We start from the raw sequence: 22,662 nt of genomic DNA on the forward strand, positions 1-22,662 counted from the left end.
AAAAGGGCGGCATTGCGCCGCCCTTTTTTATCCTGGCAAAATGAATATTGCATGTGATCGGGGAAGGAGATTTAACGTTATGACCAAATCAGATCTCATCGAACAACTGGCAGCCAGCCGCATGCATATGCCGGCCAAGGATGTCGAAGCCGCCATCAAGGAGATCCTTGAGCAGATGGCGTCGACCTTGCAAAACGGCGACCGGATTGAAATCCGCGGATTTGGCAGTTTTTCACTGCACTATCGTGCGCCCCGTGTGGGCCGCAACCCCAAGACTGGGGACAAGGTTGAACTGACCGGGAAATATGTCCCGCACTTCAAACCTGGTAAAGAGTTGCGCGAGCGCGTCAACATCATTGAATAATGCAGAAATGGGCATACCTCGGGTATGCCTTTTTTCTTTTTGGCACCGATTCCTGTGCCAATCGTCTTGTTTCTTAAACTCTTTTCCCATTCACTCTAGAGTCTGCCTGCGATTTTAAGGATAATCAGCCTCTCATTAGATACTGACAGGGAGCTCTTATGAAGCGTATTTTGGCCCTCATTCCGCTGGTGCTGGTGTTTGTTCTGACCCTGGCGCTGGGCTCACAAAATGGCCAGCTGGTTCAGTTCAATTACCTGATCGCTCAGGGTGAGTTTTCACTTGCCATGCTGTTGGGCTTCTTCTTCGCTGGCGGTTTTTTGCTGGGCTGGCTGGTATTCGGCCTGCTGTTCCTGCGCCTGAAAATGCAAAACCGCACCCTCAACCGCACCATGCGTCGTCAATCCCGCGAGTTGGAGCTGGCCCGGTCACCGGGTAAGGAATAATGTTCCTCAATGCTTGAACTGCTTTTCCTGCTGTTGCCCATCGCCGCCGGTTATGGTTGGTACATGGGCCGCAGGAGTGTTCGCCAGGACACCCAAAAACAGAGTAACCAGTTTTCCCGCCAGTATGTGGCGGGCCTCAACTATTTGCTGTCCGATGAATCCGACAAGGCGGTGGATCTCTTTATCCAACTGCTTGAGGTGGACAGTGAAACCATCGAAACACACCTCTCCCTCGGCAACCTGTTTCGCCAGCGTGGGGAGGTCGATCGTGCCATCAAGATCCACCAGAACCTGGTAACCCGCCAATTGACCCGGGAGCAGCGCCAGCTTGCCCTGCAGGAGCTTGCGCGCGACTTTTTGGCTGCTGGTCTGCTGGACCGGGCGGAAGCGCTTTGGAATGAGCTGTGTGACGACAGCGATTTTGAAGAGACGGCGCTGGCACAGCTGTTGATCATCCATCAGCAGTTGCGGGATTGGGATAAAGCCATCGATGTGGCGGTGCGTCTGCAAAAATTCCAGGGCAAGAAGCTGGCCGACCCCATCTCCCATTTCTATTGCGAACAAGCCGAGATCGCGCTGCGTGAGGGCAATAAAGGGGAGGGGCTGGCCAAGCTCAAACGGGCGCTCAGTATCAATCCGGCATGTGCCCGGGCCAGTTTGCGCCTCGCTGAGCTTGCCATGGCGGAAGGGGAGTATGAGCAGGCCAGCAAGGAGCTGCTGCGTGTGTTCGAGCAGGATATCGACTTTGCCTCCGAGGCGATGCCCAAATTGCTCGAGTGCTATCAGCAGTTGGGGCGCACGCCTGCGTTGATCCCGCTGCTTGAGAAGGCAGTGGAAGATCACGCCGGTGTCAGCGTGACCCTGGCCCTTGCCAAGCTGGTTGAAGAGCGTGATGGCCTGAGCCAGGCCCGTTCACTGGTGCTGCGTCAGCTGCGTCGTCATCCCTCGATGAAAGGTTTTTACCAGTTGGTGGGTTTTCAACTGGCCAGTGCGGAGGAGGGGCCTGCCAAGGAGAGCCTCGAACTGCTGCAACAGCTGGTCGGCGAGCAGATAAAAATCAAGTCAACCCACAAGTGTCGGCAGTGCGGCTTTGCCACTCACTCGTTGTTCTGGCAGTGCCCGTCTTGTCGCCAGTGGGGTTCCATCAAGCCGATCCGCGGTCTGGACGGTGAATAACAAGCAATAGGATGTGAGATGCAAGATCCCAAAGTACTGGTAGCGCTGGATTATCAGCACGAGGCAGATGCCTTAGCGTTCGTTGAACGTATCTCTCCGGCCCAGTGCCGTCTCAAGGTAGGCAAGGAGATGTTTACCCTGTTTGGCCCGCAGTTTGTACGCCAGCTGGTGGCCAAGGGATTCGATGTCTTTCTGGATCTGAAGTTTCACGATATTCCCAATACCGTTGCCAAAGCGGTGGCAGCCAGTGCCGAGCTCGGTGTCTGGATGGTCAACGTGCATGCCAGTGGTGGTGAGCGGATGATGCGTGCCGCCAAAGAGGCGCTACTGCCTTATGGCGACAAGGCCCCCCTGCTTATCGGCGTGACCGTGCTGACCAGCATGGAGCAGTCCGACATGATCCCCCTCGGGTTGGATGTGAGCCCTGCCGAGCAGGTGATCCGGCTGGCTACCTTGACCAAGGCATCCGGCTTGGATGGGGTTGTCTGCTCTGCCAACGAGGCCCATGAGTTGAAAGCCTTGCTGGGCGAAGATTTCAAGCTGGTGACCCCGGGTATTCGCCCGACCGGTTCAGCGGCTGGGGATCAGCGCCGGGTGATGACACCGAAAGCGGCGGTCGAGGCGGGGTCCGATTATCTGGTTATCGGTCGCCCCATTACGCAGGCTGCCGATCCGGCCGCCATGCTGGCCAGCATCAATGCCGAGCTGGTTGGTGCGTAACAGGCTCACTCAGTGATACACGGTGCAGGTCGAGCAACAGGCCTGCACCTGCCCCGATAAGATGAGAGCCGATGTGTACCTTGGCATTGATCAGGGTGGATATCGGGCTCTCTCCTGCGTTGTAGAAGTCCATCGCCAGCTTGAGCCCCATCCCTGCCAACAGTAGCCAGCCCGACGTGCGGCGTCCGTGGCGGATATCCTGCATTGCCCCCCAGACAAACAGACCATGCAGCGAGCCGGATAGTCCCATGTACCACTGGGTCTGCGGGCACCACCACCAGATCCCCAAGCCCACTGCCAGCCAGAGCAGCAACATCAGCAGCGGCAGGCGAGCCCCACCCAGATAGTCGCGAAACAGGCTATAGAGGATGGCGAGGCCGCCCAGATTGAGCAGCAGGTGCCACAGATTGGTATGAGCCAGATTGCCTGTTATGATCCGCCACCCTTCGCCCCCGGCGATCAAGGGCCGATCGAAGGAGAGCTGAAGATTGGGAACGGTAAAGAAGAGTAGCAAGCTGGTGAGAGAGAGCGTGATAACCCAGAGCAATCCAGATTTGTCTGACAACATGAAACAGTCCAACGACAAGAACAGTCGATACTGTACACGTTGCACCCGAGCCCTCAAAGCCTGCCTGTGCGATTATATTGTGCCGGTTGACAATCACACGCCCCTCTACATCTTGCAGCACCCCAACGAGGTGGCACATCCCAAGGGGACCGCGGCACTGCTGGCGGCCTCTTTGCAACAGTGCGAGATCCATGTGGGGGAGGACTTTTCCCGCGATGAGTGGCTCAATGGGTTGCTTGCAGATCTTTCCCGTCGCTGCTATCTACTCTGGCCGGATGAGGATGCTATTTCGCTGACCGATCTTCGCCAACAGTGGGAGAGTGAATCCTCTGGCTCCGCATCCGTCGCCTTTATCTTGCTTGACGGCACCTGGCGCAAAGCCTATCGCATGTTGCAGAGCAACCCGGCACTGGCCCGCTTGCCCCGCATCGGCATTGGTGCCATTGCCGGTCAATATGCCATTCGTAAGAAACCCTTTCCCGATGCCCTCTCTACCATAGAGGCGGGCTATCACCTCTTGTCCCTGTGGGAGGGGAGGCCGGAGCACTATACGCCCTTGCTGACCCTGTTTAACCGGTTGAATACCCAGTGGCAGGACTTTGCCGAAGGCCGCCGCGCGTGACATTTGAAGGAGTTATCAAGATGAAAAAAGCAGTCGTGGTTTTCAGTGGCGGTCAGGACAGCACCACCTGTCTGGTACAGGCATTGGCCCGGTATGATGAAGTGCACGCCATCACCTTCGACTATGGCCAGCGCCATCGGGAAGAGATCGACACCGCGCGTCGTCTGGGCAGTGCTCTGGGGATCGCCGCCCACAAGGTGATGGATGTGACGCTGCTCAATGAGCTGGCGGTCTCTGCCCTGACCCGTGACGACATCCCGGTCAGCTGCGAGCTGCAGGATAACGGGCTGCCCAACACCTTCGTGCCGGGTCGCAATATCCTGTTCCTGACCCTGGCTTCCATCTATGCCTATCAGGTGGGCGCCGAAGCTGTGATCACCGGTGTCTGCGAGACCGACTTCTCCGGCTATCCCGATTGCCGTGACGAGTTCGTCAAGGCCCTCAATCAGGCGGTGTCGCTGGGGTTGGATCGCGGCATCCGTTTTGAAACTCCCTTGATGTGGCTCGACAAGGCCGAGACCTGGGCACTGGCGGATCACTATGGTCACCTCGACACGGTGCGCCAGCAGACCCTGACCTGCTACAACGGCATTGCCGGTGACGGTTGCGGCACGTGTCCTGCGTGTGAACTGCGCAGTCGCGGCCTGAACAACTATCTAGCCGACAAGGCGGGCATTATGGCCAGACTGTTTGAGAAAACCGGGCTGGGCGAGAAAAGCGCAGAGTGAGCCTGCGTCTTGTCGTGGCTTGGGGTATAATCCGCGACTTTTGCAACAAGCCGTGATCGAGATGCACTACCCAATCAACGAGATTTTCCAGACCATCCAGGGGGAGGGCATCTTTACCGGCCTGCCCGCCATCTTTGTTCGCCTGCAGGGTTGCCCGGTGGGCTGCCCCTGGTGCGATACCCGTCATACTTGGGTTGTTGATCCGGCTCGTGAAGTGGGCAAGGCGGCGGTGCTGGATCGCTCCAACGAATCCGATTGTTGGAGCCAACTTAGCACCGCGCAGATTATCAAGAGCTTTACCGACCTGGGTTATCAGGCGAGCCATGTGGTGATCACCGGTGGCGAGCCCTGCCTCTACGATCTGCACGAACTCTCGTCTGCCCTGCTGGCGGCGGGTTATCAGGTGCAGATTGAAACCAGTGGCACCAGCGAGATCAAGACCCATGAGCAGACCTGGGTGACCGTCTCCCCCAAAATTGGCATGAAAGGGGGGCTGCCTGTGCTGGTCTCGGCGCTGGAGCGGGCCAACGAGATCAAGCATCCGGTGGCCACCGAGCACCATATTGAAGAGCTGGATACGCTGCTCGCTACTGCTACTCTACGCCCTGATGTGGTCATTGCCTTGCAGCCGATCAGCCAGAAGCCAAGGGCCACCCAATTGGCGATGGATACCTGTATCGCGCGTAACTGGCGACTCTCAATCCAGACTCATAAATATCTGGATATCGATTAATATGGATTGGCTATCCGACGAACAGGTGCTGCTGACCCTGACCAACAAGATGCCTTACGGTAAATATCAGGGTCGACGTATCATCGATATTCCCGAGCCCTATCTGGTGTGGATGGCGCGCAGCGGTTTTCCGGCGGGTAAATTGGGCCAGACGCTGGCGTTGGCTTACGAAATCAAACTCAATGGACTCGAGTCCATGATTATTCCCATTATTAACAGGATGTCGGTATGAGAATATATACGAGGCAGGGCGACAAGGGCATGACCCGGCTGGCCGATGGTATCCCATTGCCCAAGGATCATTTGCGGGTCGAGACCTACGGTTATATCGATGAGCTCAACTCCCATATTGGCTTGCTGATTTGTGACGTCCCGTCGCAAGAGGTCGGCTTATTGGCTGATTTACAGCTGTTGCAACAGGAGTTGTTTGATCTGGGGGGGAGTTGGCATTCTCCAGCGACGCCCAGAATGAATCAATTTGGCAAGTTAATGCCGCCTGGACCACTCGCCTTGAACAGCAGATAGATCGTTATAGCGAGCCATTGCCACCGCTGCGCCAATTTATATTGCCCGGTGGTTCCCGTGCCGCGGCGCAAGCACATGTGGTGCGTACTCTGGTGCGTCATTGCGAGCGTTTGCTGCTGACATTGAGCCGGGAAGAGCGGGTCAATCCCGAGGTGCTGCCCTATCTGAACCGGATGAGTGACTGGTTCTTTACCGTTGCCCGCTATCTCATTTGCGTGGCAGGGGAGCGTGAAGTGCTATGGGTCAAGGCAGCAGATCGCCCGCAATCAGCTATCTGATATTTCACGTTTAAGCGGCAATAAAAAACCTCGCCTTGGCGAGGTTTTTTATTAGCAACGAGATTGAGATCAGATAGCAAAGTCTTCCAGTGATTTGCCTGCTGCCACTGCGCTGGCAATGACCGAAGGCATACGGCCCTGGCCGGTCCAGGTTTTCTCTACGCCATTATCCTGATAGCGATATTTGGCAGGACGTGGCGCCCGCTTGGCTTTTTCTGATTTGCCGGGGTTGGTGGCGACAGCGCTTACCAATTCTGCCGGGTCAATACCGGCGGCTTTCAGCATTTCGCTATATTCGTTAATTTTCCGCAGATGCTCTTCACGGGCCTGACGCTCGGCAGCTTCATCCTGCTGACGTTCAGCAACGATAGTAGAGAGTTTTTCCAGTGCCTCTTCCAGTTGTTCCAGAGAAAGCTCGCGGCAGGTCGCACGCAGACTGCGGATATTAAGCAGTACCTTTAAAAATTCATTCATAGGAGTTACCACGTCGAGTCAGAGAAAAATATTATGTTCCAGCAGATTCTTGCTTGGTGATTTAAATAAGTCAAGCCGGGTTAAATATAATATCCGTGGGGAACATCAATACAGATATTTAATATGGCCTGCAATAGGCTTGGTGATTGGATGCCAATGAAGCCGCAATAGGTGAAAATAGCGTCAAAGCTGGCGTTGTTGCATCATTTGACTACCATTTTCCGACCTTGATATGTTTATCGTGACTATTTAATCAAAAAACTTGCTATAAGCTGCCATCTCGATAAAATGTGCGGCGAATACCTTTAAGTAGAGGCGCGCTGCCTATGAGTATTTGTGCGGAGGGTGATGCCTGTGATGCACAAGGAAAGGAGTCAGCGCCGAAGTGGCCAGGCCATCATACCGGGCTGCTGGTTCTGCATCTAATAGGTGCAGGACTGCCATAGTCATCCACTATGGAGCGCTACCTGAAGGGGCTGAGGAGTATGACCTCCCCATAGGTTTTGTTTCTTTAGATCCTCTCGGTAGATCTCCACCTGTAATCTTTAGGTGCAAAGAGATCATGGACATTAGTCATTTCGCCGACTCCGGTTGGTCCGTTCTTCCCCCCCTGTTGGCTGTCGCGCTGGCGATCATGACCCGCCGCGTGCTGCTGTCCCTTGGTGTGGGCATCGTCACCGGCAGTTTGCTGCTCAATCAGTTTTCACCCCTCGAATCCCTGCATTACATGTTGAATACCGTGCTCAAGATCTTCTGGGTCGATGGCGCGCTCAATCGTGACAACGTCAACATGATCCTGTTTATGCTGCTGCTGGGTGGCCTCATCAGCCTGATGAGCGTCTCCGGGGCGACCCGTGCCTTTGCCGAGTGGGCCGAGCGTCGTGCCAAGACCCGCAAGGGCGCCAAAGCCCTGACTGGCATGATGGTGTTTGCCTTCTTTATCGATGACTTCTTCCACAGCCTGTCGGTGGGGGCCATCTGCCGTCCGGTGACCGACCGCTTCCAGATCTCCCGTGCCAAACTGGCCTATCTGCTGGACTCCACCGCGGCGCCGGTCTGCGTGCTGATGCCCATCTCCTCCTGGGGCGCCTATATCATCGCCCTGGTGGGCGGCATCATGGCGGCCCACGGTCTGACCGAACAGAGCCCCATCGCGGCATTTGTCGAGATGATCCCGATGAACCTCTACGCCGTCTTCACCCTGATCATGGTGCTGGTGGTGATTGCATTCCAACTCGATATCGGCCCGATGCGTCAACACGAAGCGTGGGCGCTGGAAGGCAAGCTGTGGGATGAGTCCAAGGGCCGCCCTATCGGTCTGGATATGGAGAGCCCGGAAGAGAGCAACGGCGGCATGATCGACATGGTATTGCCGATCCTGACCCTGACTGCGGCCACCATCTATTTCATGATCGATTCCGGTGCCGCGGTGCTGAGCGAGAAAGGACTGCCGTTCAGCGTGCTCGGCTCGTTCGAAAACACCAACGTCGGCTCTTCGCTGGTTTACGGTGCCCTGTGCAGTCTGGTGGTCTCCATCGGTCTGGCGATGCGCCTGAAGCTGGGTGCCAAAAACTGGATCAAAGCCGCTCCGCAAGGCGTCATGGCCATGCTGCCAGCCATCAACATCCTGCTGTTTGCCTGGACCATAGGTGCCGTGGTGCGCGACGTGGAGACCGGCAAGTATCTGGCTTCGCTGGCTAACGGTAACCTGCCGATCGAAGTGCTGCCTGCTGTGGTCTTTATCCTCTCCTGTGCCATGGCGTTTGCTACCGGCACCAGTTGGGGTACCTTCGGCATCATGCTGCCGCTGGCCGGTGACATGGCCGCCGCCAGCGACATCAGCCTGATGTTGCCGATGCTGGCTGCGGTACTGGCTGGCTCGGTGTTCGGGGATCACAGCTCACCCATCTCCAGCACCAGCATCCTCTCTGCCACCGGTGCCGGTTGCCATCACATCGATCACGTGATGACCCAGCTGCCCTATGCACTGGCCATCGCCTTTGGTGCGGCCATGGGTTACCTGGCGATGGGCTTGATGCACTCCAGCCTGGCCGGTTTCAGTGTCAGTGCCCTTTGGTTCGTGCTCTTTACCGGCTATCACCTGAAAAAGGCCAAAGCGCGGCCAGTGCTGGCCACCGCGTAACATTTATAGAGCAAGGGGCCCGCGGGCCCCTTGGTTTTGTCAGGGGCTTTGGTTAGCATGCGCCCCATAAATTCAGTTTCGGAACAGTATCATGGCTTCACTGCACTACAAATTTGCCACCATGAATTCAGGCAAATCCACCCAGCTCATTCAGGCGCACTTCAACTATCTGGAGCGGGGCATGCATCCTCTGGCGATGACGCCAGCCATCGATGACCGTTTCGGGGTCGGGGTGATCAGTGCCCGGGTTGGCCTTGAACTGAAGGTGGACGTGTTCAGCGACAGCTGCGATCTGTTTGAAATGGTGAAAGAGCGCCATGCGAAGAAACATATCGATGTTTTCATCGTGGACGAGGCCCAGTTCCTGACCCGTGAGCAGGTCTACCAGCTGGCCCGCATCGTCGATGAGCAGGATATTCCGGTGATGGCCTATGGCCTCAAGACCGATTTTCGCGGCGAGCTGTTCCCGGGCTCCTACCATCTGCTCTGTCTGGCCGACAAGTTTGAAGAGCTGAAGAGCATCTGCTGGTGTGGCAACAAGGCTCACATGAACTCCCGGGTCAACGAAGCGGGTCAGGTGATGCGTGATGGCGAACAGGTGGAGATCGGCGGCAACGATCGCTATGTGTCGCTCTGTCGCAAGCACTATCTCGAAGGTCGGGCCTACAAGTAAGTCGGCTGCGATATCTGAATAGTCGAGAAGGGTGCCAATCTGGCGCCCTTTTTATTTTCCTGCTTGCTTCTCTGATGTTCAGTCGATCTCGATATCTACCGGCGCAATGATGGGGTCGGCCACCGGCAGGTGTTGAAACAGCTGGCGAAAATGGTGCTGTACCCGGCCGATATCGACCAGTGACATGCCGGAGGCAAAACCGAACCAGACATAGAGGCCGGTGAGATCGCGAAACATCGGCGGCAGATAGCGGGGAGCGGCGATCAGCCCCTCCAGATAGTGCTGATAGAGCACCGGAATGTCATCCAGTGTCACCTTGCCGACAAACAGCATCGGCAGGATCTCGGGCACCCCTTCCAGTACGGCGCTGCGGATGAAGTTGACCGTCTCCACATAGCCACGCACGTAGGAGAGATCCTTGGTAAAGCAGGCGCCGCCGCCCACCATGCCGCCACGAAAGACCCGCTGGGTGATCTTGTAGGCGTCGTGCTCGCTGGTGCCCTGCTGCACGAAGTGCTGAAACACCTCGATAAAATCGGCGCCGCGCTCGGCCATGTCGATGGCCATCACCCGATCGGAGATACGCTTGGCCCGATCCGGAAAGGAGCTGAAGGTGAGGGTCTCTATCAGGACGGCCAGCCCCTCCTGACAGGCGGTGATCCGCGGTGAACCGGCGCTCAGCCAGGTGGCATAAGGCTGCTGGCGACCGTTGAGGGTGGTGCCGACATGGACCCACCCCTCGTGTACCTCCAGTACCTGCAAATCCAGCTCGGAGAAACGGGCGTGGGAGTTGAGCTTGATGTAGTCGCCACCGGCAGCGGCATCGGAGACGATGCCATCGCTCAGCTTCACTTGCACAGTGCCGTCACTGAAGTAGCTCGACAGCTTGCCCTGCAGTTTGGCGACCGCGGCTTCTCCTTCGAACTCCTTGGGGTAGGGGCGCACCAGATGGCGCGCGCCGGGCAGGGAGAATATATCGCACAGGCGGGCGCCCAGCTCCTTGAGGGTCTTGCGATCCCCACGCAGGTGATCGCTGGCAGAGCCATAAAGCAGCTGGCTGTAACGCTGAAAATCGGGTTGGCCGCGCTGGCGCAGCATCTCGATCACCACCATGTACTGATCGACCGTCTCTTGCAGGATCCGGCCAAGATCGTCCTGTGGCCCCAGTTTTCTGCGGATCCGGTCCCGCAGCTCCTTGAGCTCCAGATACTTGTTGCGCGGATCGAAGCCGAGGGGGAGGGCATCATAGAAGTGCCTGTCGATAGCGGGCAGCTCCCTGCCACCGCTTGCCAGAAAGCGATCCTGCAGATGGCGTGGCCATTTGATGGCATCCAGAATGCGGATGGGTTTTTGCAGGGTGAGCAGCTCATCCGAGAGTGACTTCAGATGAAGGCGATACTTTTCTTGGATAGTCATGGGGCCCCCTGTGGGGCAAGCGTCATCGTGGATTTGGCTGAGTATATGCATAGCGCTTGCCAAAAAAGCGAGCCGCAGGGTTATCGGGTTGGCGTGCTTTTTGTTGATAGCAAATTGGTTTAGACTGCGCCCCTTGATCCCAATCTTGTCGTGGAAATGATGAATATCCCCAGCTCCGAAATGATAATGCGTTGGTTGCAACAGGCTCGTATCGAGCACTATGTCTGCGACCAGTGTCACGGTATCCACATTGTCTCTTTGCAGTCGGTCGATGGTATTCAGGAGAGCCGGATCTTCGTGGAAGAGGAAGGCCTGCTGTTCTCCTCCGAGCTGGAAGTGCGCCCCTCCGCAATGCTGCCGCTGGTTGCCGAACTGGGCCGACTCAATATGCAGTACCCCTCCCTCAAGGTGTTTCTCGATATCATCGATGACAACCTGCCGCGGCTGGTGGTCGGCCACACCGTCTTTACCAAGGCCGGACTCAGCGTCGAGCAGTTCCTGCTGTTCGTGCAAAGCACCATCGCTGCCACCCACGAACTGGTTGCCGAATGCGAACGTTCCGGCTTCCTCAACCTGCCGGAAATCCAGGTCGCACCGGAATCTGTGCATTAAGTGTTCGAACGGTTCGCCAGGTGAAAAAAGCCGTTGACGCGGGCGGGGCTTTCCCCTAAATTACGCCCCGTTCCAGCGCAACAGCGTAGCGAACACCGTGTTGGCTGAACACGTTAAACCACAGACCAAAATTTGGTGAGGTGTCCGAGTGGCTGAAGGAGCACGCCTGGAAAGTGTGTATACGGCAACGTATCGAGGGTTCGAATCCCTCCCTCACCGCCAACTTGCAAAGCCCTGATGGAAACATCAGGGCTTTTTGCTATCCGGTTTTTTGCGAGCGCTGTGGGCAAGCCGATGGCGATGGGCGGCGGGCTCGGGTATAGTCCTGCGCCAATGGCGTTATCCTGTTTTGCTGACCCGTCGTGGCCCTGGTGGTGGCGAGAGGCAGGCCCGTGTAAGGAGTGTTATGAAGTTCAGTCCCCTGCTCGATGAGATGATGAAAGCCCTGCAGGTATTGCCGGGGGTGGGGCCCAAGTCTGCCCAGCGGATGGCTTTTACCCTGCTCGAGCGTGAGCGCAGCGGCGGTTTGCGGTTGGCCCAGTTGCTCTCTCGCGCCCTGACCGAGATTGGCCACTGCAGCCACTGTCGCACCTTTACCGAGAATGACCGCTGCGATATCTGCGCCAATCCCAAGCGGGAAGAGAATGGCCTGCTCTGCGTGGTGGAGAGCCCGGCGGACGTGGCGGCCATCGAGCAGACCGGTCAGTTTTCCGGTCGTTACTTTGTGCTGATGGGCCATCTGTCGCCGCTGGACGGCATAGGCCCGGAGGAGCTGGGGCTCGATATTCTCGAGCGCCGTCTGAAGGAAGAGCACATCAGCGAGCTGATCCTCGCCACCAATCCCACCATTGAAGGGGATGCCACCGCCTGGTATATCGCCGATATGGCCCGCACCGCCGGGGTAGAGGTGAGCCGCATCGCCCACGGGGTGCCGGTAGGGGGCGAGCTGGAGCTGGTGGATGGCACCACGCTCTCCCACTCCCTGATGGGGCGCCAACGCTTGAAATAGCAAGGTGCCAGCCAGTTTCCCCGCATTAATAGCGGTCGCGCTGGGTAAGAAATAGCCGTTTGAGCGGATTTAAAGGGGCGAGTGAGCGGGATTGCACACTCGCCCCTTGATATTTGATTGGCCGTCCCCATCTAGGTTGGGCATATGTTCAACCCGATGTTTCTGAGGATTGGTCCATGACCCAAAGTGTTCATGCCGAAACCCACGGCTTTCAGACTGAAGTCAAACAACTGCTGAGCCTGATGGCTCACAGCCTCTACTCCAACAAAGAAGTATTCCTGCGCGAGCTGATCTCCAACGCATCCGATGCGGCGGACAAGCTGCGCTTCAAGGCGCTTTCCGATGCCTCTTTGTTCGAAAACGACGGCCAGTTGCGTGTGCGTCTGGTGGTGGACAAAGAGAAGCGTACCCTGACCATCTCCGATAACGGGATCGGTATGACCCGTGATCAGGTGATTGAGCACCTGGGTACCATCGCCAAGTCCGGCACCGCAGAATTCTTCAAAAACCTCTCCGGCGATCAGGGTAAGGATTCTCAGCTGATCGGCCAGTTCGGGGTCGGTTTCTACTCCGCCTTTATCGTGGCCGACAAGGTGACCGTGGTCTCCCGTGCCGCCGGTACTGCTCCGGAGCAGGGCGTACAGTGGGAATCGGAAGGGGAAGGCTCCTTCACTGTGGCTGACGTGACCAAAGAGGGTCGCGGAACCGACGTTATCCTGCACCTGCGCGCCGAAGAGGACGAGTTCCTCGACGACTGGCGTCTGCGCTCCGTGGTGGGCAAATATTCCGATCACATCAGCGTGCCTGTAGAGATGTACAAAGAAGGCACCCCGGATCGCGAAGAGGATGGTGAGACCATCGTCGGCACCCCGGGTGAGTGGGAGCAGGTCAACCGCGCCACGGCACTCTGGACCCGCAACCCGAAAGATATCAAGGACGAGGAGTATCAGGAGTTCTACAAGCACGTCGCCCACGACTTTGAAGATCCGCTGCTGTGGGGCCACAACCGGGTGGAAGGGGCGCAGGAGTACACCAGCCTGCTCTACGTACCGGCCCGCGCACCGTTCGACCTCTACAACCGCGAGCAGAAGCACGGTCTGAAGCTCTACGTACAGCGCGTCTTCATCATGGATGACGCCGAGCAGTTTATGCCGACCTACCTGCGTTTCGTCAAAGGGGTGCTGGACTCCAACGATCTGCCTCTCAACGTCAGCCGCGAGATCCTGCAGGACAACAAGGTGACCGCCTCCCTGCGCAAGGCTTGCTCAAAGCGCGTGCTGACCATGCTCTCCAAGCTGGCGAAAGATGATGCCGAGAAGTACGCCAAGTTCTGGAAAGAGTTCGGTAACGTGCTCAAAGAGGGCCCGGCCGAGGATTACGCCAACCGCGAAGAGATCGCCAAGCTCCTGCGCTTTGCTAGCACCGCTGGTGAGGGCGAAGCCCAGACCGTCTCTCTCGAGGATTACGTTGGCCGCATGAAGGAAGGTCAGCAGAAGATTTACTACATCACCGCCGACTCTTATGCCGCTGCCAAGAACAGCCCGCATCTCGAGATCTTCCGCAAGAAGGGTGTCGAAGTGCTGCTGATGTGGGAGCGCGTGGACGAGTGGCTGATGAGCCACCTGACCGAGTTCGACGGCAAGCAGCTCATCTCCGTCACCCGTGGCGAACTGGATCTCGGCGATCTGGAAGACGAAGCCTCCAAACAGGCGCAGGAGGAGGCCGAGAAGGCCAACGCCGGTCTGGTGGAGCGGGTCAAGAAGAGCCTGGGTGATGCAGTGAAAGAGGTGCGTGTCACTCACCGTCTAACCGACTCCCCCTCCTGTATCGTCACCGACGCTTACGGTATGAGCACCCAGATGATCAAGCTGATGCGTGCAGCCGGCCAGCCGGTACCGGAGCAGAAGTACATTCTGGAGCTCAACCCTGATCACGCGCTGGTGAAGAAACTCGACACCATTGAAGACGAGGCACTGTTCGGTGAGTGGGTCACCCTGCTGCACGAACAGGCCCAGTTGGCCGAGCAGGGCGGGCTGAACGATCCGGCGAACTTCGTCTCCCGCATCAACCGTCTGTTGCTGCAAGCCTAAGCAGCAACGCCGGTAACAGAAAGCCCACTGCATGCAGTGGGCTTTTTTGATCCCGCCGTGTGAGCTCGTCGAAACACAGCGGTGAGGGAGGCGGCCAGCGCCTCTCTATTTGCGGTATTCGTTGTTGTAGTTCTGGATGAGACGGCGAGTCACCTCATGCTGGGGATCGGCAAACACCTTGAGGGTCTTGCCGCGCTCCACCACCCGACCTTCGTGCATCACCAGCACTTCGTCGCTGATATGGCTGACGATGCCCAAGTCGTTGGCTACCAGCACATAGCTCAGTCCCATGGTCTCCTGCATCTCCAGCAGCAGATTGATGATCTGGGAGCGTACCGAGATATCCAGGGTGGAGAGCGCCTCATCGGCCACCACTATCTTGGGGTTGAGGATCAGCGCCCGCGCCAGCGCCACCCGCTGCTGCTGACCGGAGGAGAGCATCTGCGGATAGAACAGGGCGTGATCCGGCAGCATCCCCACCATACGCAGGGTCTGCACCACCTTCTCGCGGCGCTCCTCCTCGGTCATCTCGGTGTTGAGACGCAGCGGGGTTTCCAGAATTTGGCCGACCCGGATCTTGCGGTTCAGCGAGGTGTTGGGATCCTGAAAAATCATCCGCAGCAGTTTGCAGCGAGTCTGGTAATCGCCATGCACCATCAGCTGGCCGTCGATGGCGATGTCGCCGCTGGTGGGCTCGATCATGCCAGCCAGAATGCGGGCGAGGGTGCTCTTGCCGGAGCCAGCTTCGCCGACGATGGCGAGGGTCTGACCCACTTCGAGATCGAACGAGAGGGGCTTGATCGCCTCCACCGCCTGACGACGGAACAGACCGGTGCGGTTCTGGTAGGTTTTGCTAAGGCCTCTGACCTGCAACAGGGATGGCTCGATCACAAGCGGGGCTCCTTCATGGGGGCATTAACGGTCATCATTTTTTCGGCTCCTCCATGTTCAGCGGGAAGTGGCAGCTGAACTGATGGCCCTTGATCTTGTTCATCAACGGAGTCTGCACGCACTGCTTCTGGGCGTAGGGGCAGCGCGGCCCCAGACGGCAGCCGATGGGCAGGTGTTGCAGCGGCGGGATGACGCCGGGCAGGGTCTCGAGGCGCGATTTGTGGCGCACCAGCTTGTCAAAGTCGGGGATCGATTTGAGCAGGGCATCGGTATAGGGGTGATGCGGGGTCTCGAGGATCTGCTCCCGGGTGCCCACTTCCACCATCTGGCCGCAGTACATCACGTTGATGGTATCGGTCAGGTTGGCGATGGCGGCGATATCGTTACTGATGATCAGGATGGTGGTATTACCCAGCTTGTTCATCTTGTCCAGCAGTCGCAGGATCTGGGAGTGGGTGGTGGACTCCATGGCGCTGGTGGGCTCGTCGGCTACCAGCAGACGCGGCTGGTTGGCAATGGCCATGGCGATCATCACCTTCTGGCACATGCCATCCGACAGCTCGTGGGGATAGGCGCGCATCACCTTGCGGTGATCCTTGACGCCTACCCGGTGCAGCAGGGCGATGGCCTTCTTCTTGCGCCACTGGAAGCGCTGCCAGAATTGTCCCTCGAACGAATCGGTCGGGATCGCCTCTTCCAGCTGGGTGCCGATCTCCTCGGAGGGGTCGAGACAGCTGATGGGGTCCTGGAAGATCATGGCGATCTCGCGGCCCATGATGCGACGGCGCTCCTTGGGGGCCATGGTCAGCAGATCCATGTCGTTGAAGCGCATCCGGTCGGCACGTACCGTCCAGTTGTCCTTCTCGATGCCGACGATCACTTTGGCGATCAGACTTTTACCGGAGCCGGATTCACCCACCAGACCGCGGATCTCCCCCTCGGTCAGGGTCAGGCTCACCTTGTCCACCGCCTTGACCTTGCCTTGCGGGGTATCTATCTCGATGGTGAGATTGCGTATGTCGAGCAGCGGCATCAGTCGTTCCCCTCTTTGAGTGCTTCGCGAATGCCTTCACCAACTAAATTGGTCACCAGCACGCTGAACAGGATGGCGATGCCGGGCAGGGTGACTGTCCAGGGGGCGAGATAGATAAGGTCGCTCGAATCGGCCAGCATGGTGCCCCACTCCGGTTGGGGAGATTGGGCGCCGAGGCCAAGAAAACCGACTGCCGAGATATCGAGAATAGCTGCCGACAAGGTGCGGGTGGTCTGGGCCACCAGGGTTTCGACAATGTTGGGCAAAATAGCCAGACGCATGATCCGGAAGGGGGGCGAGCCATCGAGGCGGCTGGCGGTGATGTACTCCTTCTGCATCTCGGCATGTACTGCGTTGTAGGTGGCCCGGATAAAGGGCGGGATCAACGCCAGGGTAATGGCTATCAGGGTATTGCCAAAACCTGGCCCCATGATGGCGACCATGATGATGGCCATCAGCAGGGAGGGGATGGAGAGCAGGGTATCGAGCAGGTGGTGCAGCACGCTCGATTTAAGTCCCTTGCTCATCCCGCCGAGGATACCGATGGCGGAGCCCACCACCATGGCGATCACCACCACGACCAGCGCATAGCCGAAAGTGAGGCGCGCCCCCACCACCAGCCGGGAGAGCATGTCGCGCCCCAGATCGTCGGTGCCGAGGAAGTAGTCGATGTTGCCGGTCGCCGCCCAGGAGGGGGCCAGCAGCAGCTTGTCGGTGTGCTGTTCATCTATGCCATAGGGGACGACCAGCGGCCCCACCAGCGTGATGAGCAGCAACAGCAAAAAGCACCATAGCCCCGCCATCGCCAGCGGATTGCGGCTGTAGGAGGCCCACGTTTGCTCAAGGGGCGAGAGGATCTTGAGCTCGGGATAGATGTTCGATTTATCTTGCATAGGATACTTGGCTCCTGGTCACGCCATGAGCGCGTTCAATCTTGTTTGGCATACAACTCTTTGCGCCGTGCCGGATAGATAAGGGTGGTCAGCAACTCGGTGCTGACGCTGGTCAGGATCACGAAACTGGCCACCACCAGGGTCGCGCCGCGAATGGCGGCGTAATCCTGCAGGGCGATGCTGCTGATGAGCCAGCGGCCGATCCCGTGCCACTCGAACACCACCTCGGTGATCATGGCGGAGGTGAGTACGCTGCCTAGCTGCAGACCCAGCAGCGGCAGTACCGGCGGCAGGGCGTTCTTCAGACCATGGCGCCAGACGATCTGCGCTTTGGAAAGGCCCCGGCTCGCTGCCGCCTTGATGTAGTTCTGCTTCATCACGTCGATGAGGGAGCTGCGCACATGGCGGATCACCTCGGTGGTGGGCACCACCGCCAGCACCAATGACGGAAGGATCAGGTGGCGCAGGGCATCGTGCAGCGCCGCTTGCCGCCAGGGTTCGTTGCTGAGCAGCACATCGATCACCGCGATGCCGGTAATGGGGGGGACGTCGTAGAGCAGGCTGATCTGCCCGGAGGCTGGCAACCAGCCGAGATCCAGCGAAAAGAGCATTACCACCAGCAGCGCCAGCCAGAACACCGGCACCGCATAGCCGATAAGACCGGCAGTCATGATGGAGAGATCCAGCGTCTTGCCCTGGGACAGGGCCGCCAGGGTGCCGAGAGGGATCCCCACCAGTAGTGAGATGGCGAACGCCGCCAGACAGAGGATGAGGGTCGCCGGGAAGTAGTGGCGGATCTCGTCCAGCACCGGTAGCCCGGAGACGCTGGAGAGCCCCAGGTCACCTGCGAAAATGCGACGCAGGAAATCGGGGTAGCCGCTCCAGAAGCTGAGTTGATGGCCGATCAGCCGATAGTCCAGCAGATAGGCAACAAAGGTCAGCGCCAGCAGGGTGATGAGCAGCAGGTTGATGCGGCGCAAGGTGTATAGAAGCATGCTTACTCCCTGTGAGCCTGGTTGAAGGAGGTGCCGCCAAAGGGCATCAGCGTCAGGCCCTCGATGTCGCTGCGGCTGACCTGGGTACGCAAGGCGTGCGCCAGCGGGATCAGCGGCAGCTGTTCGTTAAGCAGGGTCTGGGCATAGTAGTAGTTGCGCAGCCGGAACGAGAGCTGGGGCGTGGTGACCGCATCATCCAGCAACTGATCGAAGGCCGGGCTACACCAGCGGCTGTAGTTGTTGCCGCGCTCCACTGCCGAGCAGCTCAGCAGCTGGCGGAAGAAGTTGTCCGGATCGGCGTTGTCGGCAATCCAGCCGGAGAGCAGACTGTCGTACTGCCCCTTGGTGAGGCGGCCTTCGATCACCGGCCACTCCCGTTGCACGATCTTGAGCTTGATCCCGACCTTGGCCAGATCGCTGCGGATCAGCTGGGCGGTCTTGACCGCATCCGGGTTGTAGGGGCGGGCGTCCGGTTGCACCAGCACCTGCATCTCGAACCCTTTCTCCAGACCCGCCTCCTTGAGCAGCTGACGCGCCCGTTTCAGGTCGGGTTTGCGCTCGGGCAGGCTGGGGTTGTACCCCCATGAGAGGGTCGGCAGCAGGCTGTTGGCGGGCAGGCCGGTATCGAAATAGACCGCCTGAAGCAGGTTGTCGATATTGATGGCGCTGGCAATGGCCTGACGCACCTTGACGTTGTTGAACGGCGGCTTGCGGGTATTGAGGGCCAAAAAGGCCACGTTCATCCCCGACTGGACCGAGAGGCTCAGCGCCGGATTTTGCTTGATCACCGAGAGCTGGCTGGCGGAAGGGGTGCTCATCACGTCGCACTCGCCGGTCAGCAGCTTGGCCAGCCGTTTGGCGGATTTGGGGGTGATGTCGTAGACCAGCTGTTCAATCTTGGCATCGCCGCCCCAGTAGCCAGGGTGGCGCAGATAGCGGATGAACTCGTTGTGGCGATACTCCTTGAAGCTGAACGGCCCGGTGCCGATGGGGCGGCTATCCAGCAGGGCTGGCGTGCCCGCCTGCAACATCTGCTCGGCGTATTCGGCGGAGAGGATCACCGCATAGTCGCTGGCCAGGGTGGCGAGGAAGGAGGCGTTCGGCTGGTTCAGCTCGAATACCACCGTCTGCGGCCCCTTCTTGCTCACCCGCTTGATCAGCAGATCTTGCCCCAGGCTGTAGAAGTAGGGGTAATCGCCGCCGGAGACATTGTGATAGGGGTGCTGTTCGTCAAGCTGACGGGCATAGGTAAAGACCACGTCATCGGCATTGAAGGTGCGGGTGGGCTTGAACCAGGGGGTATGGTGAAACGTCACCCCCTTGCGCAGGGTCAAGGTATAGGTGAGGCCATCCTCGCTGACATGCCAGTTGGTGGCGAGCGCCGGCTCCAGCGCCAGGGTGTTGGGGTTCACCTCCAGCAGGCGGTCGTAGAGCGGACGGGCACTGGCATCCAGTGTCACCCCGGAGTTGGAAACATGGGGATTGAAGGAGAGGGGGGAGCCCTCAGCACAATAGATGAGTCCGGTTTTGGAGGCCTCGGGTTGCTTCTGGCAGCCGGTGACCAGTACCAGCAGACCCAGCAGCAAGGGTGTGAGCATTCTCATTGTTGAACCATGTTCTTATAGGGGTTTTGTACGCACGTTTTGATACAAATGTGCCAGCGCGAAGGCTGGCGTGTTGCTGGAGTCGGCATCAACCGCGCTCCTTCACTCTTGTTCTGCATCGTTATCGCCATCCAGCAGCTGATATTTGCGTAGCATGCCACGGAACTGGTGATAGCTTAAGGCCAGCAGTTGAGCGGCTTTGCGCTGATTATACTGGGATTGCTGCATCGCTTGCTTGAGTAAATTAATCTCGTACTCCGCCACCGCCTGCTTGAGATCGAGCGGCAAGGCGAGGGGGGATGCAGATTGTACCTCGCTTCGGGCCTCTTGCGCAGGTTGCGTGACCTGTGGTCGCCAGGGGGAATCAAACGGGTTGAGCACCAGGGTCGAGAGTGGCAGCTGGGGATTGCCCTGACGATAGATACTTCGCTCCACCACGTTCTTCAGCTCCCGCACGTTGCCCGGCCAGTGGTAATCCAGCAGCAACTGGGTCGCCTTGCGCGAGAAACCGGCAAACAGCGGATAGCCCAGCTCCCGGGTCATGCTGTGGGCGAAGTGCTCCGCCAGCATCAGGATATCTTCCCGCCGCTCCCGCAAGGGGGGGAGGGTGATCACATCAAACGCGAGCCGGTCGAGCAGATCGTGGCGAAACTGCCCCTTGTCGGCCAGCGCAGGGAGATCCTCGTTGGTGGCGCAGACCAGTCGCACATCCACCTTGAGGGGCTTGGCCCCACCCACCCGCTCGAACTCGCCATACTCGATGACCCGCAGCAGCTTCTCCTGCACCCGGGCGCTGGTGGTGGCCAGCTCGTCGAGGAATAGGGTGCCGCCATCGGCCCGCTCGAAGCGGCCCTGATGGCGCTTGGCTGCACCGGTAAACGACCCCGCTTCGTGACCGAACAGCTCGGTCTCCAGCAGGCTCTCACTCAGGGTGGCGCAGTTGATGGTGACAAAGCTTTGATCCCAGCGCGCCGAGAGATAATGTAGGCGGTGGGCGATCAGCTCCTTGCCCGTCCCCCGCTCACCGATGATCAGCACGGGTTTGCGCAGCGGGGCGAGCCGTGAGGCCTGCTCAATGATCTCGAGAAATGCGTTGGATTCCCCCAGCAGGCTTTCCGTGGCCGTGGTCATAGTGATCCCTGTCAGTTGTAAAAGCTGGTCAATCTTACCAAAAGTTGGTGATTTTAATCATCACTTGCGCGAGGCATCTTGCAATCCGGCTATTCTGCCCCATATAAATCAACAAGTTAAATTTTGTTCCAGATTGGCACACAAGTTGCCATTGTCAATGGAGAAACAACGCCATGCCAATAACAGGAGTGCAATCATGAGTATTTTTTCCCGTCTGGCCGACATCATCAATTCCAACCTGACGGCCCTGCTCGACAAGGCAGAAGATCCCCAGAAGATGGTGCGCCTGATCATCCAGGAGATGGAGGACGAGCTGGTCAAGGAGCGTTCCAATCTGGCCCGCTTCCTCGCCAGCCAGAAAGAGATTGGCCGTCAGGTCGCCCGTCATCAGGAGCGGGTCGACGAGTGGCAAGCCAAGGCCGAGATGGCCCTGACCAAAGGGCGTGAAGATCTGGCCCGCGCGGCCCTTATCGAGAAGAAGAAACAGACCGAGTTGTCAGAGACCCTCTACCGCGAGCAGCAGGCGGTCGACAGCGGCATCGAGAAGCTGGGTGAGGAGATCCGCCAGCTCGAAGCCAAGCTGGAAGATGCCCGCGCCCGTCAAAAGGCGATGGCCATTCGCACCGAAGCGGCCAGCAGCCGTCTCAATGTGCAGAGCCAGGTAGCCCGTGGCGAGAGCCTGGCGGTGGTGAGCAAGTTTGAGCGGATGGAGCGTCGCATCGACGAAATGGAAGCGCGCGCCGATCTGGGACAGTCCGACAAGGCGCTGGCGCAGCAGTTTGCCGAGCTGGAAGTGGACGATCAGATAAGCCGCGAGTTGGAAGCCATGCGCCAGAAGCTGGGCCAGGGCGACAGCAAAAGCGAAGGCAAACAGGGGGAGTAACAGATGGAAGATCTGCTGGGCGTATTGATGGTTCCCATGGTGGTCTTCATGGTGGTGGTAGCCCCCATCTGGCTGGTGCTGCACTATCGTGCCAAGGGGCGGATTGGCGCCGGTCTTGCTGATAGCGAGCGGGAACAGCTGCAAGGGCTGCTGGCTCGCACCGAGAAGATGCAGGAGCGAGTGGGCGCGCTGGAGTCGATTCTGGATGCGGAAGTACCCGGTTGGAGGAACAAGGTATGAGCAGTGTCAGTCGTGAAGGGCGTAACCTCTATCGTGATCCCCAGCGTGGCAAGATAGCCGGGATCTGTGCCGGTTTGGCTGAGTATTTCGGGGTGGAGACCTGGATCGTGCGGCTGCTCGCCATCAGTGGCCTTATCTTCGCCGGTTTCATCACCTTCACCGCCTATATCGCCGCCTGGTTCTTGCTCGACAAAAAGCCGGTCACCCTCTATTCGCAAGAGGACGCCGACTTTGCCGAGGTGCGGATGAAGGCCCGCAGCTGGCAGGCGGGGATCACCCCGCATCAGGCGCTGGGCCGCATCGCGCAGGAACTTGACGCGCTGGAGCCCAGAGTTCAGCGGATCGAGAAACTGGTGACCTCCAGGGAGTTCACCCTGCAGCGGGAATTTCGCAAGCTGTAGTGCTTGCTGAAGCCCCC

At 58.5% G+C, this 22,662-nt stretch carries 25 protein-coding genes, 1 tRNA gene, 1 pseudogene and 1 riboswitch; of the genes and pseudogenes, 18 read left to right on the forward strand and 9 right to left on the reverse strand.

The features are described 5' to 3' along the window. Positions 1–79: 79 nt before the first annotated feature. The 4 genes from ihfB to pyrF all read left to right on the forward strand — a co-directional run bounded on the left by ihfB (position 80) and on the right by pyrF (position 2,703). A complete protein-coding gene (gene ihfB / locus ACTG2W_RS00125; RefSeq protein WP_005299934.1) occupies positions 80–364 on the forward strand; it encodes an integration host factor subunit beta in 285 nt (94 codons plus the stop codon). Positions 365–522: 158 nt separating this feature from the next. Further along, positions 523–807 (forward strand): LapA family protein, encoded by a 285-nt coding sequence (locus ACTG2W_RS00130; protein ID WP_005337143.1) that lies wholly within the window; start codon positions 523–525, stop codon positions 805–807. 9 nt (positions 808–816) lie between these two features. Beyond that, positions 817–1,983, forward strand: coding sequence for a lipopolysaccharide assembly protein LapB (gene lapB, locus ACTG2W_RS00135; RefSeq protein ID WP_005351163.1), 1,167 nt, complete (start codon positions 817–819; stop codon positions 1,981–1,983). A gap of 18 nt (positions 1,984–2,001) precedes the next feature. After that, entirely contained in the window at positions 2,002–2,703 is a 702-nt protein-coding gene (gene pyrF, locus ACTG2W_RS00140; protein ID WP_040069331.1) for an orotidine-5'-phosphate decarboxylase, read from the forward strand. Here the strand turns inward: pyrF and rrtA are convergent. Continuing rightward, positions 2,678–3,271 carry a rhombosortase gene (rrtA, locus tag ACTG2W_RS00145; protein ID WP_440015963.1) on the reverse strand — a complete coding sequence of 198 codons (594 nt, stop codon included), beginning with the start codon at positions 3,269–3,271 and terminating at the stop codon, positions 2,678–2,680. The genes pyrF and rrtA overlap by 26 nt on opposite strands. Here rrtA and ACTG2W_RS00150 point away from each other — a divergent pair. From ACTG2W_RS00150 to ACTG2W_RS00170, 5 genes and pseudogenes are all read left to right on the forward strand, one after another. After that, on the forward strand, positions 3,270–3,893 hold the full coding sequence (locus ACTG2W_RS00150; protein WP_106844488.1) for a tRNA-uridine aminocarboxypropyltransferase: 624 nt from the start codon (positions 3,270–3,272) through the stop codon (positions 3,891–3,893). The genes rrtA and ACTG2W_RS00150 overlap by 2 nt on opposite strands. Before the next feature lie 20 nt (positions 3,894–3,913). Then, on the forward strand, positions 3,914–4,621 hold the full coding sequence (gene queC, locus ACTG2W_RS00155; protein WP_005359893.1) for a 7-cyano-7-deazaguanine synthase QueC: 708 nt from the start codon (positions 3,914–3,916) through the stop codon (positions 4,619–4,621). A gap of 61 nt (positions 4,622–4,682) precedes the next feature. Continuing rightward, entirely contained in the window at positions 4,683–5,354 is a 672-nt protein-coding gene (gene queE / locus ACTG2W_RS00160) for a 7-carboxy-7-deazaguanine synthase QueE (protein WP_181281703.1), read from the forward strand. A 1-nt stretch (position 5,355) separates the two neighbouring features. After that, complete coding sequence (locus ACTG2W_RS00165; protein ID WP_005337126.1) at positions 5,356–5,586, forward strand: DUF3820 family protein; 231 nt, start codon at positions 5,356–5,358, stop codon at positions 5,584–5,586. Continuing rightward, a pseudogene (locus tag ACTG2W_RS00170) lies at positions 5,583–6,157 on the forward strand (cob(I)yrinic acid a,c-diamide adenosyltransferase). Before ACTG2W_RS00165 ends, ACTG2W_RS00170 begins: the two are co-directional and overlap by 4 nt. Positions 6,158–6,226: 69 nt before the next feature. On the opposite strand, the gene ACTG2W_RS00175 reads toward ACTG2W_RS00170, so the two are convergent. Beyond that, entirely contained in the window at positions 6,227–6,631 is a 405-nt protein-coding gene (locus ACTG2W_RS00175) for an H-NS family histone-like protein (RefSeq protein WP_075115902.1), read from the reverse strand. 302 nt (positions 6,632–6,933) lie between these two features. Beyond that, positions 6,934–7,105, forward strand: a riboswitch (Lysine riboswitch). Positions 7,106–7,193: 88 nt separating this feature from the next. On the opposite strand from ACTG2W_RS00175, the gene ACTG2W_RS00180 reads away from it, so the two are divergent. Both ACTG2W_RS00180 and ACTG2W_RS00185 read left to right on the forward strand, forming a co-directional pair. Beyond that, entirely contained in the window at positions 7,194–8,774 is a 1,581-nt protein-coding gene (locus ACTG2W_RS00180) for a Na+/H+ antiporter NhaC family protein (RefSeq protein ID WP_058057429.1), read from the forward strand. A 91-nt stretch (positions 8,775–8,865) separates the two neighbouring features. Further along, on the forward strand, positions 8,866–9,447 hold the full coding sequence (locus ACTG2W_RS00185) for a thymidine kinase (protein ID WP_005337121.1): 582 nt from the start codon (positions 8,866–8,868) through the stop codon (positions 9,445–9,447). A gap of 78 nt (positions 9,448–9,525) precedes the next feature. On the opposite strand, the gene ACTG2W_RS00190 is transcribed toward ACTG2W_RS00185, so the two are convergent. Beyond that, positions 9,526–10,863: a flavohemoglobin expression-modulating QEGLA motif protein gene (locus ACTG2W_RS00190; RefSeq protein ID WP_106844485.1), complete on the reverse strand. Its 1,338-nt coding sequence runs from the start codon at positions 10,861–10,863 to the stop codon at positions 9,526–9,528. A gap of 156 nt (positions 10,864–11,019) precedes the next feature. Here ACTG2W_RS00190 and ACTG2W_RS00195 point away from each other — a divergent pair, with 156 nt between their 5' ends. From ACTG2W_RS00195 to htpG, 4 genes are all read left to right on the forward strand, one after another. After that, entirely contained in the window at positions 11,020–11,475 is a 456-nt protein-coding gene (locus ACTG2W_RS00195) for a YbjN domain-containing protein (protein WP_005337119.1), read from the forward strand. A 134-nt stretch (positions 11,476–11,609) separates the two neighbouring features. Continuing rightward, a tRNA-Ser gene (locus ACTG2W_RS00200) sits at positions 11,610–11,697 on the forward strand. Positions 11,698–11,881: 184 nt separating this feature from the next. Beyond that, positions 11,882–12,484, forward strand: a complete 603-nt coding sequence (gene recR / locus ACTG2W_RS00205) for a recombination mediator RecR (RefSeq protein ID WP_005352677.1) — start codon at positions 11,882–11,884, stop codon at positions 12,482–12,484. 176 nt (positions 12,485–12,660) lie between these two features. After that, positions 12,661–14,574 carry a molecular chaperone HtpG gene (gene htpG / locus ACTG2W_RS00210; RefSeq protein ID WP_106843748.1) on the forward strand — a complete coding sequence of 638 codons (1,914 nt, stop codon included), beginning with the start codon at positions 12,661–12,663 and terminating at the stop codon, positions 14,572–14,574. A 105-nt stretch (positions 14,575–14,679) separates the two neighbouring features. Here the strand turns inward: htpG and ACTG2W_RS00215 are convergent, their stop codons facing one another. From ACTG2W_RS00215 to pspF, 6 genes are all read right to left on the reverse strand, one after another. Beyond that, positions 14,680–15,465, reverse strand: coding sequence for a peptide ABC transporter ATP-binding protein (locus ACTG2W_RS00215; protein ID WP_005333681.1), 786 nt, complete (start codon positions 15,463–15,465; stop codon positions 14,680–14,682). Positions 15,466–15,499: 34 nt separating this feature from the next. After that, positions 15,500–16,498: a peptide ABC transporter ATP-binding protein gene (locus ACTG2W_RS00220; RefSeq protein WP_005333679.1), complete on the reverse strand. Its 999-nt coding sequence runs from the start codon at positions 16,496–16,498 to the stop codon at positions 15,500–15,502. Further along, on the reverse strand, positions 16,498–17,391 hold the full coding sequence (locus ACTG2W_RS00225) for an ABC transporter permease subunit (RefSeq protein WP_005333677.1): 894 nt from the start codon (positions 17,389–17,391) through the stop codon (positions 16,498–16,500). The genes ACTG2W_RS00220 and ACTG2W_RS00225 overlap by 1 nt, the downstream gene beginning before the upstream one ends. Before the next feature lie 35 nt (positions 17,392–17,426). Next, positions 17,427–18,386 (reverse strand): ABC transporter permease, encoded by a 960-nt coding sequence (locus ACTG2W_RS00230; RefSeq protein WP_005333676.1) that lies wholly within the window; start codon positions 18,384–18,386, stop codon positions 17,427–17,429. Positions 18,387–18,388: 2 nt separating this feature from the next. Next, positions 18,389–19,984, reverse strand: a complete 1,596-nt coding sequence (sapA, locus tag ACTG2W_RS00235) for an ABC transporter substrate-binding protein SapA (RefSeq protein WP_041202111.1) — start codon at positions 19,982–19,984, stop codon at positions 18,389–18,391. Between the two features lie 108 nt (positions 19,985–20,092). Continuing rightward, on the reverse strand, positions 20,093–21,121 hold the full coding sequence (pspF, locus tag ACTG2W_RS00240) for a phage shock protein operon transcriptional activator (RefSeq protein WP_005333674.1): 1,029 nt from the start codon (positions 21,119–21,121) through the stop codon (positions 20,093–20,095). A gap of 196 nt (positions 21,122–21,317) precedes the next feature. On the opposite strand from pspF, the gene pspA reads away from it, so the two are divergent. From pspA to pspC, 3 genes are read left to right on the forward strand one after another with little or no spacing between them, the layout of a single operon-like run. Then, the gene (gene pspA / locus ACTG2W_RS00245; RefSeq protein WP_106843749.1) at positions 21,318–22,004 is read left to right on the forward strand and encodes a phage shock protein PspA; all 687 of its coding nucleotides are present in this window, start codon (positions 21,318–21,320) and stop codon (positions 22,002–22,004) included. A 3-nt stretch (positions 22,005–22,007) separates the two neighbouring features. After that, the gene (pspB, locus tag ACTG2W_RS00250; protein WP_005333672.1) at positions 22,008–22,244 is read left to right on the forward strand and encodes an envelope stress response membrane protein PspB; all 237 of its coding nucleotides are present in this window, start codon (positions 22,008–22,010) and stop codon (positions 22,242–22,244) included. Beyond that, positions 22,241–22,645, forward strand: coding sequence for an envelope stress response membrane protein PspC (pspC, locus tag ACTG2W_RS00255; protein ID WP_005333670.1), 405 nt, complete (start codon positions 22,241–22,243; stop codon positions 22,643–22,645). The genes pspB and pspC overlap by 4 nt, the downstream gene beginning before the upstream one ends. Positions 22,646–22,662 lie beyond the last annotated feature (17 nt).

The sequence above is a fragment of the Aeromonas sp. 96A genome, assembly GCF_051919165.1.
Taxonomy (GTDB): domain Bacteria; phylum Pseudomonadota; class Gammaproteobacteria; order Enterobacterales; family Aeromonadaceae; genus Aeromonas; species Aeromonas veronii.

Excerpts from the sequence above, each read along its gene's own strand:
- ihfB (WP_005299934.1), top strand. The coding sequence starts at position 80 with ATGACCAAATCAGATCTCATCGAACAACTGGCAGCCAGCCGCATGCAT.
- ACTG2W_RS00130 (WP_005337143.1), top strand. The coding sequence starts at position 523 with ATGAAGCGTATTTTGGCCCTCATTCCGCTGGTGCTGGTGTTTGTTCTG.
- lapB (WP_005351163.1), top strand. The coding sequence starts at position 817 with ATGCTTGAACTGCTTTTCCTGCTGTTGCCCATCGCCGCCGGTTATGGT.
- pyrF (WP_040069331.1), top strand. The coding sequence starts at position 2,002 with ATGCAAGATCCCAAAGTACTGGTAGCGCTGGATTATCAGCACGAGGCA.
- ACTG2W_RS00150 (WP_106844488.1), top strand. The coding sequence starts at position 3,270 with ATGAAACAGTCCAACGACAAGAACAGTCGATACTGTACACGTTGCACC.
- rrtA (WP_440015963.1), bottom strand. The coding sequence starts at position 3,271 with ATGTTGTCAGACAAATCTGGATTGCTCTGGGTTATCACGCTCTCTCTC.
- queC (WP_005359893.1), top strand. The coding sequence starts at position 3,914 with ATGAAAAAAGCAGTCGTGGTTTTCAGTGGCGGTCAGGACAGCACCACC.
- queE (WP_181281703.1), top strand. The coding sequence starts at position 4,683 with ATGCACTACCCAATCAACGAGATTTTCCAGACCATCCAGGGGGAGGGC.
- ACTG2W_RS00165 (WP_005337126.1), top strand. The coding sequence starts at position 5,356 with ATGGATTGGCTATCCGACGAACAGGTGCTGCTGACCCTGACCAACAAG.
- ACTG2W_RS00175 (WP_075115902.1), bottom strand. The coding sequence starts at position 6,631 with ATGAATGAATTTTTAAAGGTACTGCTTAATATCCGCAGTCTGCGTGCG.
- ACTG2W_RS00180 (WP_058057429.1), top strand. The coding sequence starts at position 7,194 with ATGGACATTAGTCATTTCGCCGACTCCGGTTGGTCCGTTCTTCCCCCC.
- ACTG2W_RS00185 (WP_005337121.1), top strand. The coding sequence starts at position 8,866 with ATGGCTTCACTGCACTACAAATTTGCCACCATGAATTCAGGCAAATCC.
- ACTG2W_RS00190 (WP_106844485.1), bottom strand. The coding sequence starts at position 10,863 with ATGACTATCCAAGAAAAGTATCGCCTTCATCTGAAGTCACTCTCGGAT.
- ACTG2W_RS00195 (WP_005337119.1), top strand. The coding sequence starts at position 11,020 with ATGATGAATATCCCCAGCTCCGAAATGATAATGCGTTGGTTGCAACAG.
- recR (WP_005352677.1), top strand. The coding sequence starts at position 11,882 with ATGAAGTTCAGTCCCCTGCTCGATGAGATGATGAAAGCCCTGCAGGTA.
- htpG (WP_106843748.1), top strand. The coding sequence starts at position 12,661 with ATGACCCAAAGTGTTCATGCCGAAACCCACGGCTTTCAGACTGAAGTC.
- ACTG2W_RS00220 (WP_005333679.1), bottom strand. The coding sequence starts at position 16,498 with ATGCCGCTGCTCGACATACGCAATCTCACCATCGAGATAGATACCCCG.
- ACTG2W_RS00225 (WP_005333677.1), bottom strand. The coding sequence starts at position 17,391 with ATGCAAGATAAATCGAACATCTATCCCGAGCTCAAGATCCTCTCGCCC.
- ACTG2W_RS00230 (WP_005333676.1), bottom strand. The coding sequence starts at position 18,386 with ATGCTTCTATACACCTTGCGCCGCATCAACCTGCTGCTCATCACCCTG.
- sapA (WP_041202111.1), bottom strand. The coding sequence starts at position 19,984 with ATGCTCACACCCTTGCTGCTGGGTCTGCTGGTACTGGTCACCGGCTGC.
- pspF (WP_005333674.1), bottom strand. The coding sequence starts at position 21,121 with ATGACCACGGCCACGGAAAGCCTGCTGGGGGAATCCAACGCATTTCTC.
- pspA (WP_106843749.1), top strand. The coding sequence starts at position 21,318 with ATGAGTATTTTTTCCCGTCTGGCCGACATCATCAATTCCAACCTGACG.
- pspB (WP_005333672.1), top strand. The coding sequence starts at position 22,008 with ATGGAAGATCTGCTGGGCGTATTGATGGTTCCCATGGTGGTCTTCATG.
- pspC (WP_005333670.1), top strand. The coding sequence starts at position 22,241 with ATGAGCAGTGTCAGTCGTGAAGGGCGTAACCTCTATCGTGATCCCCAG.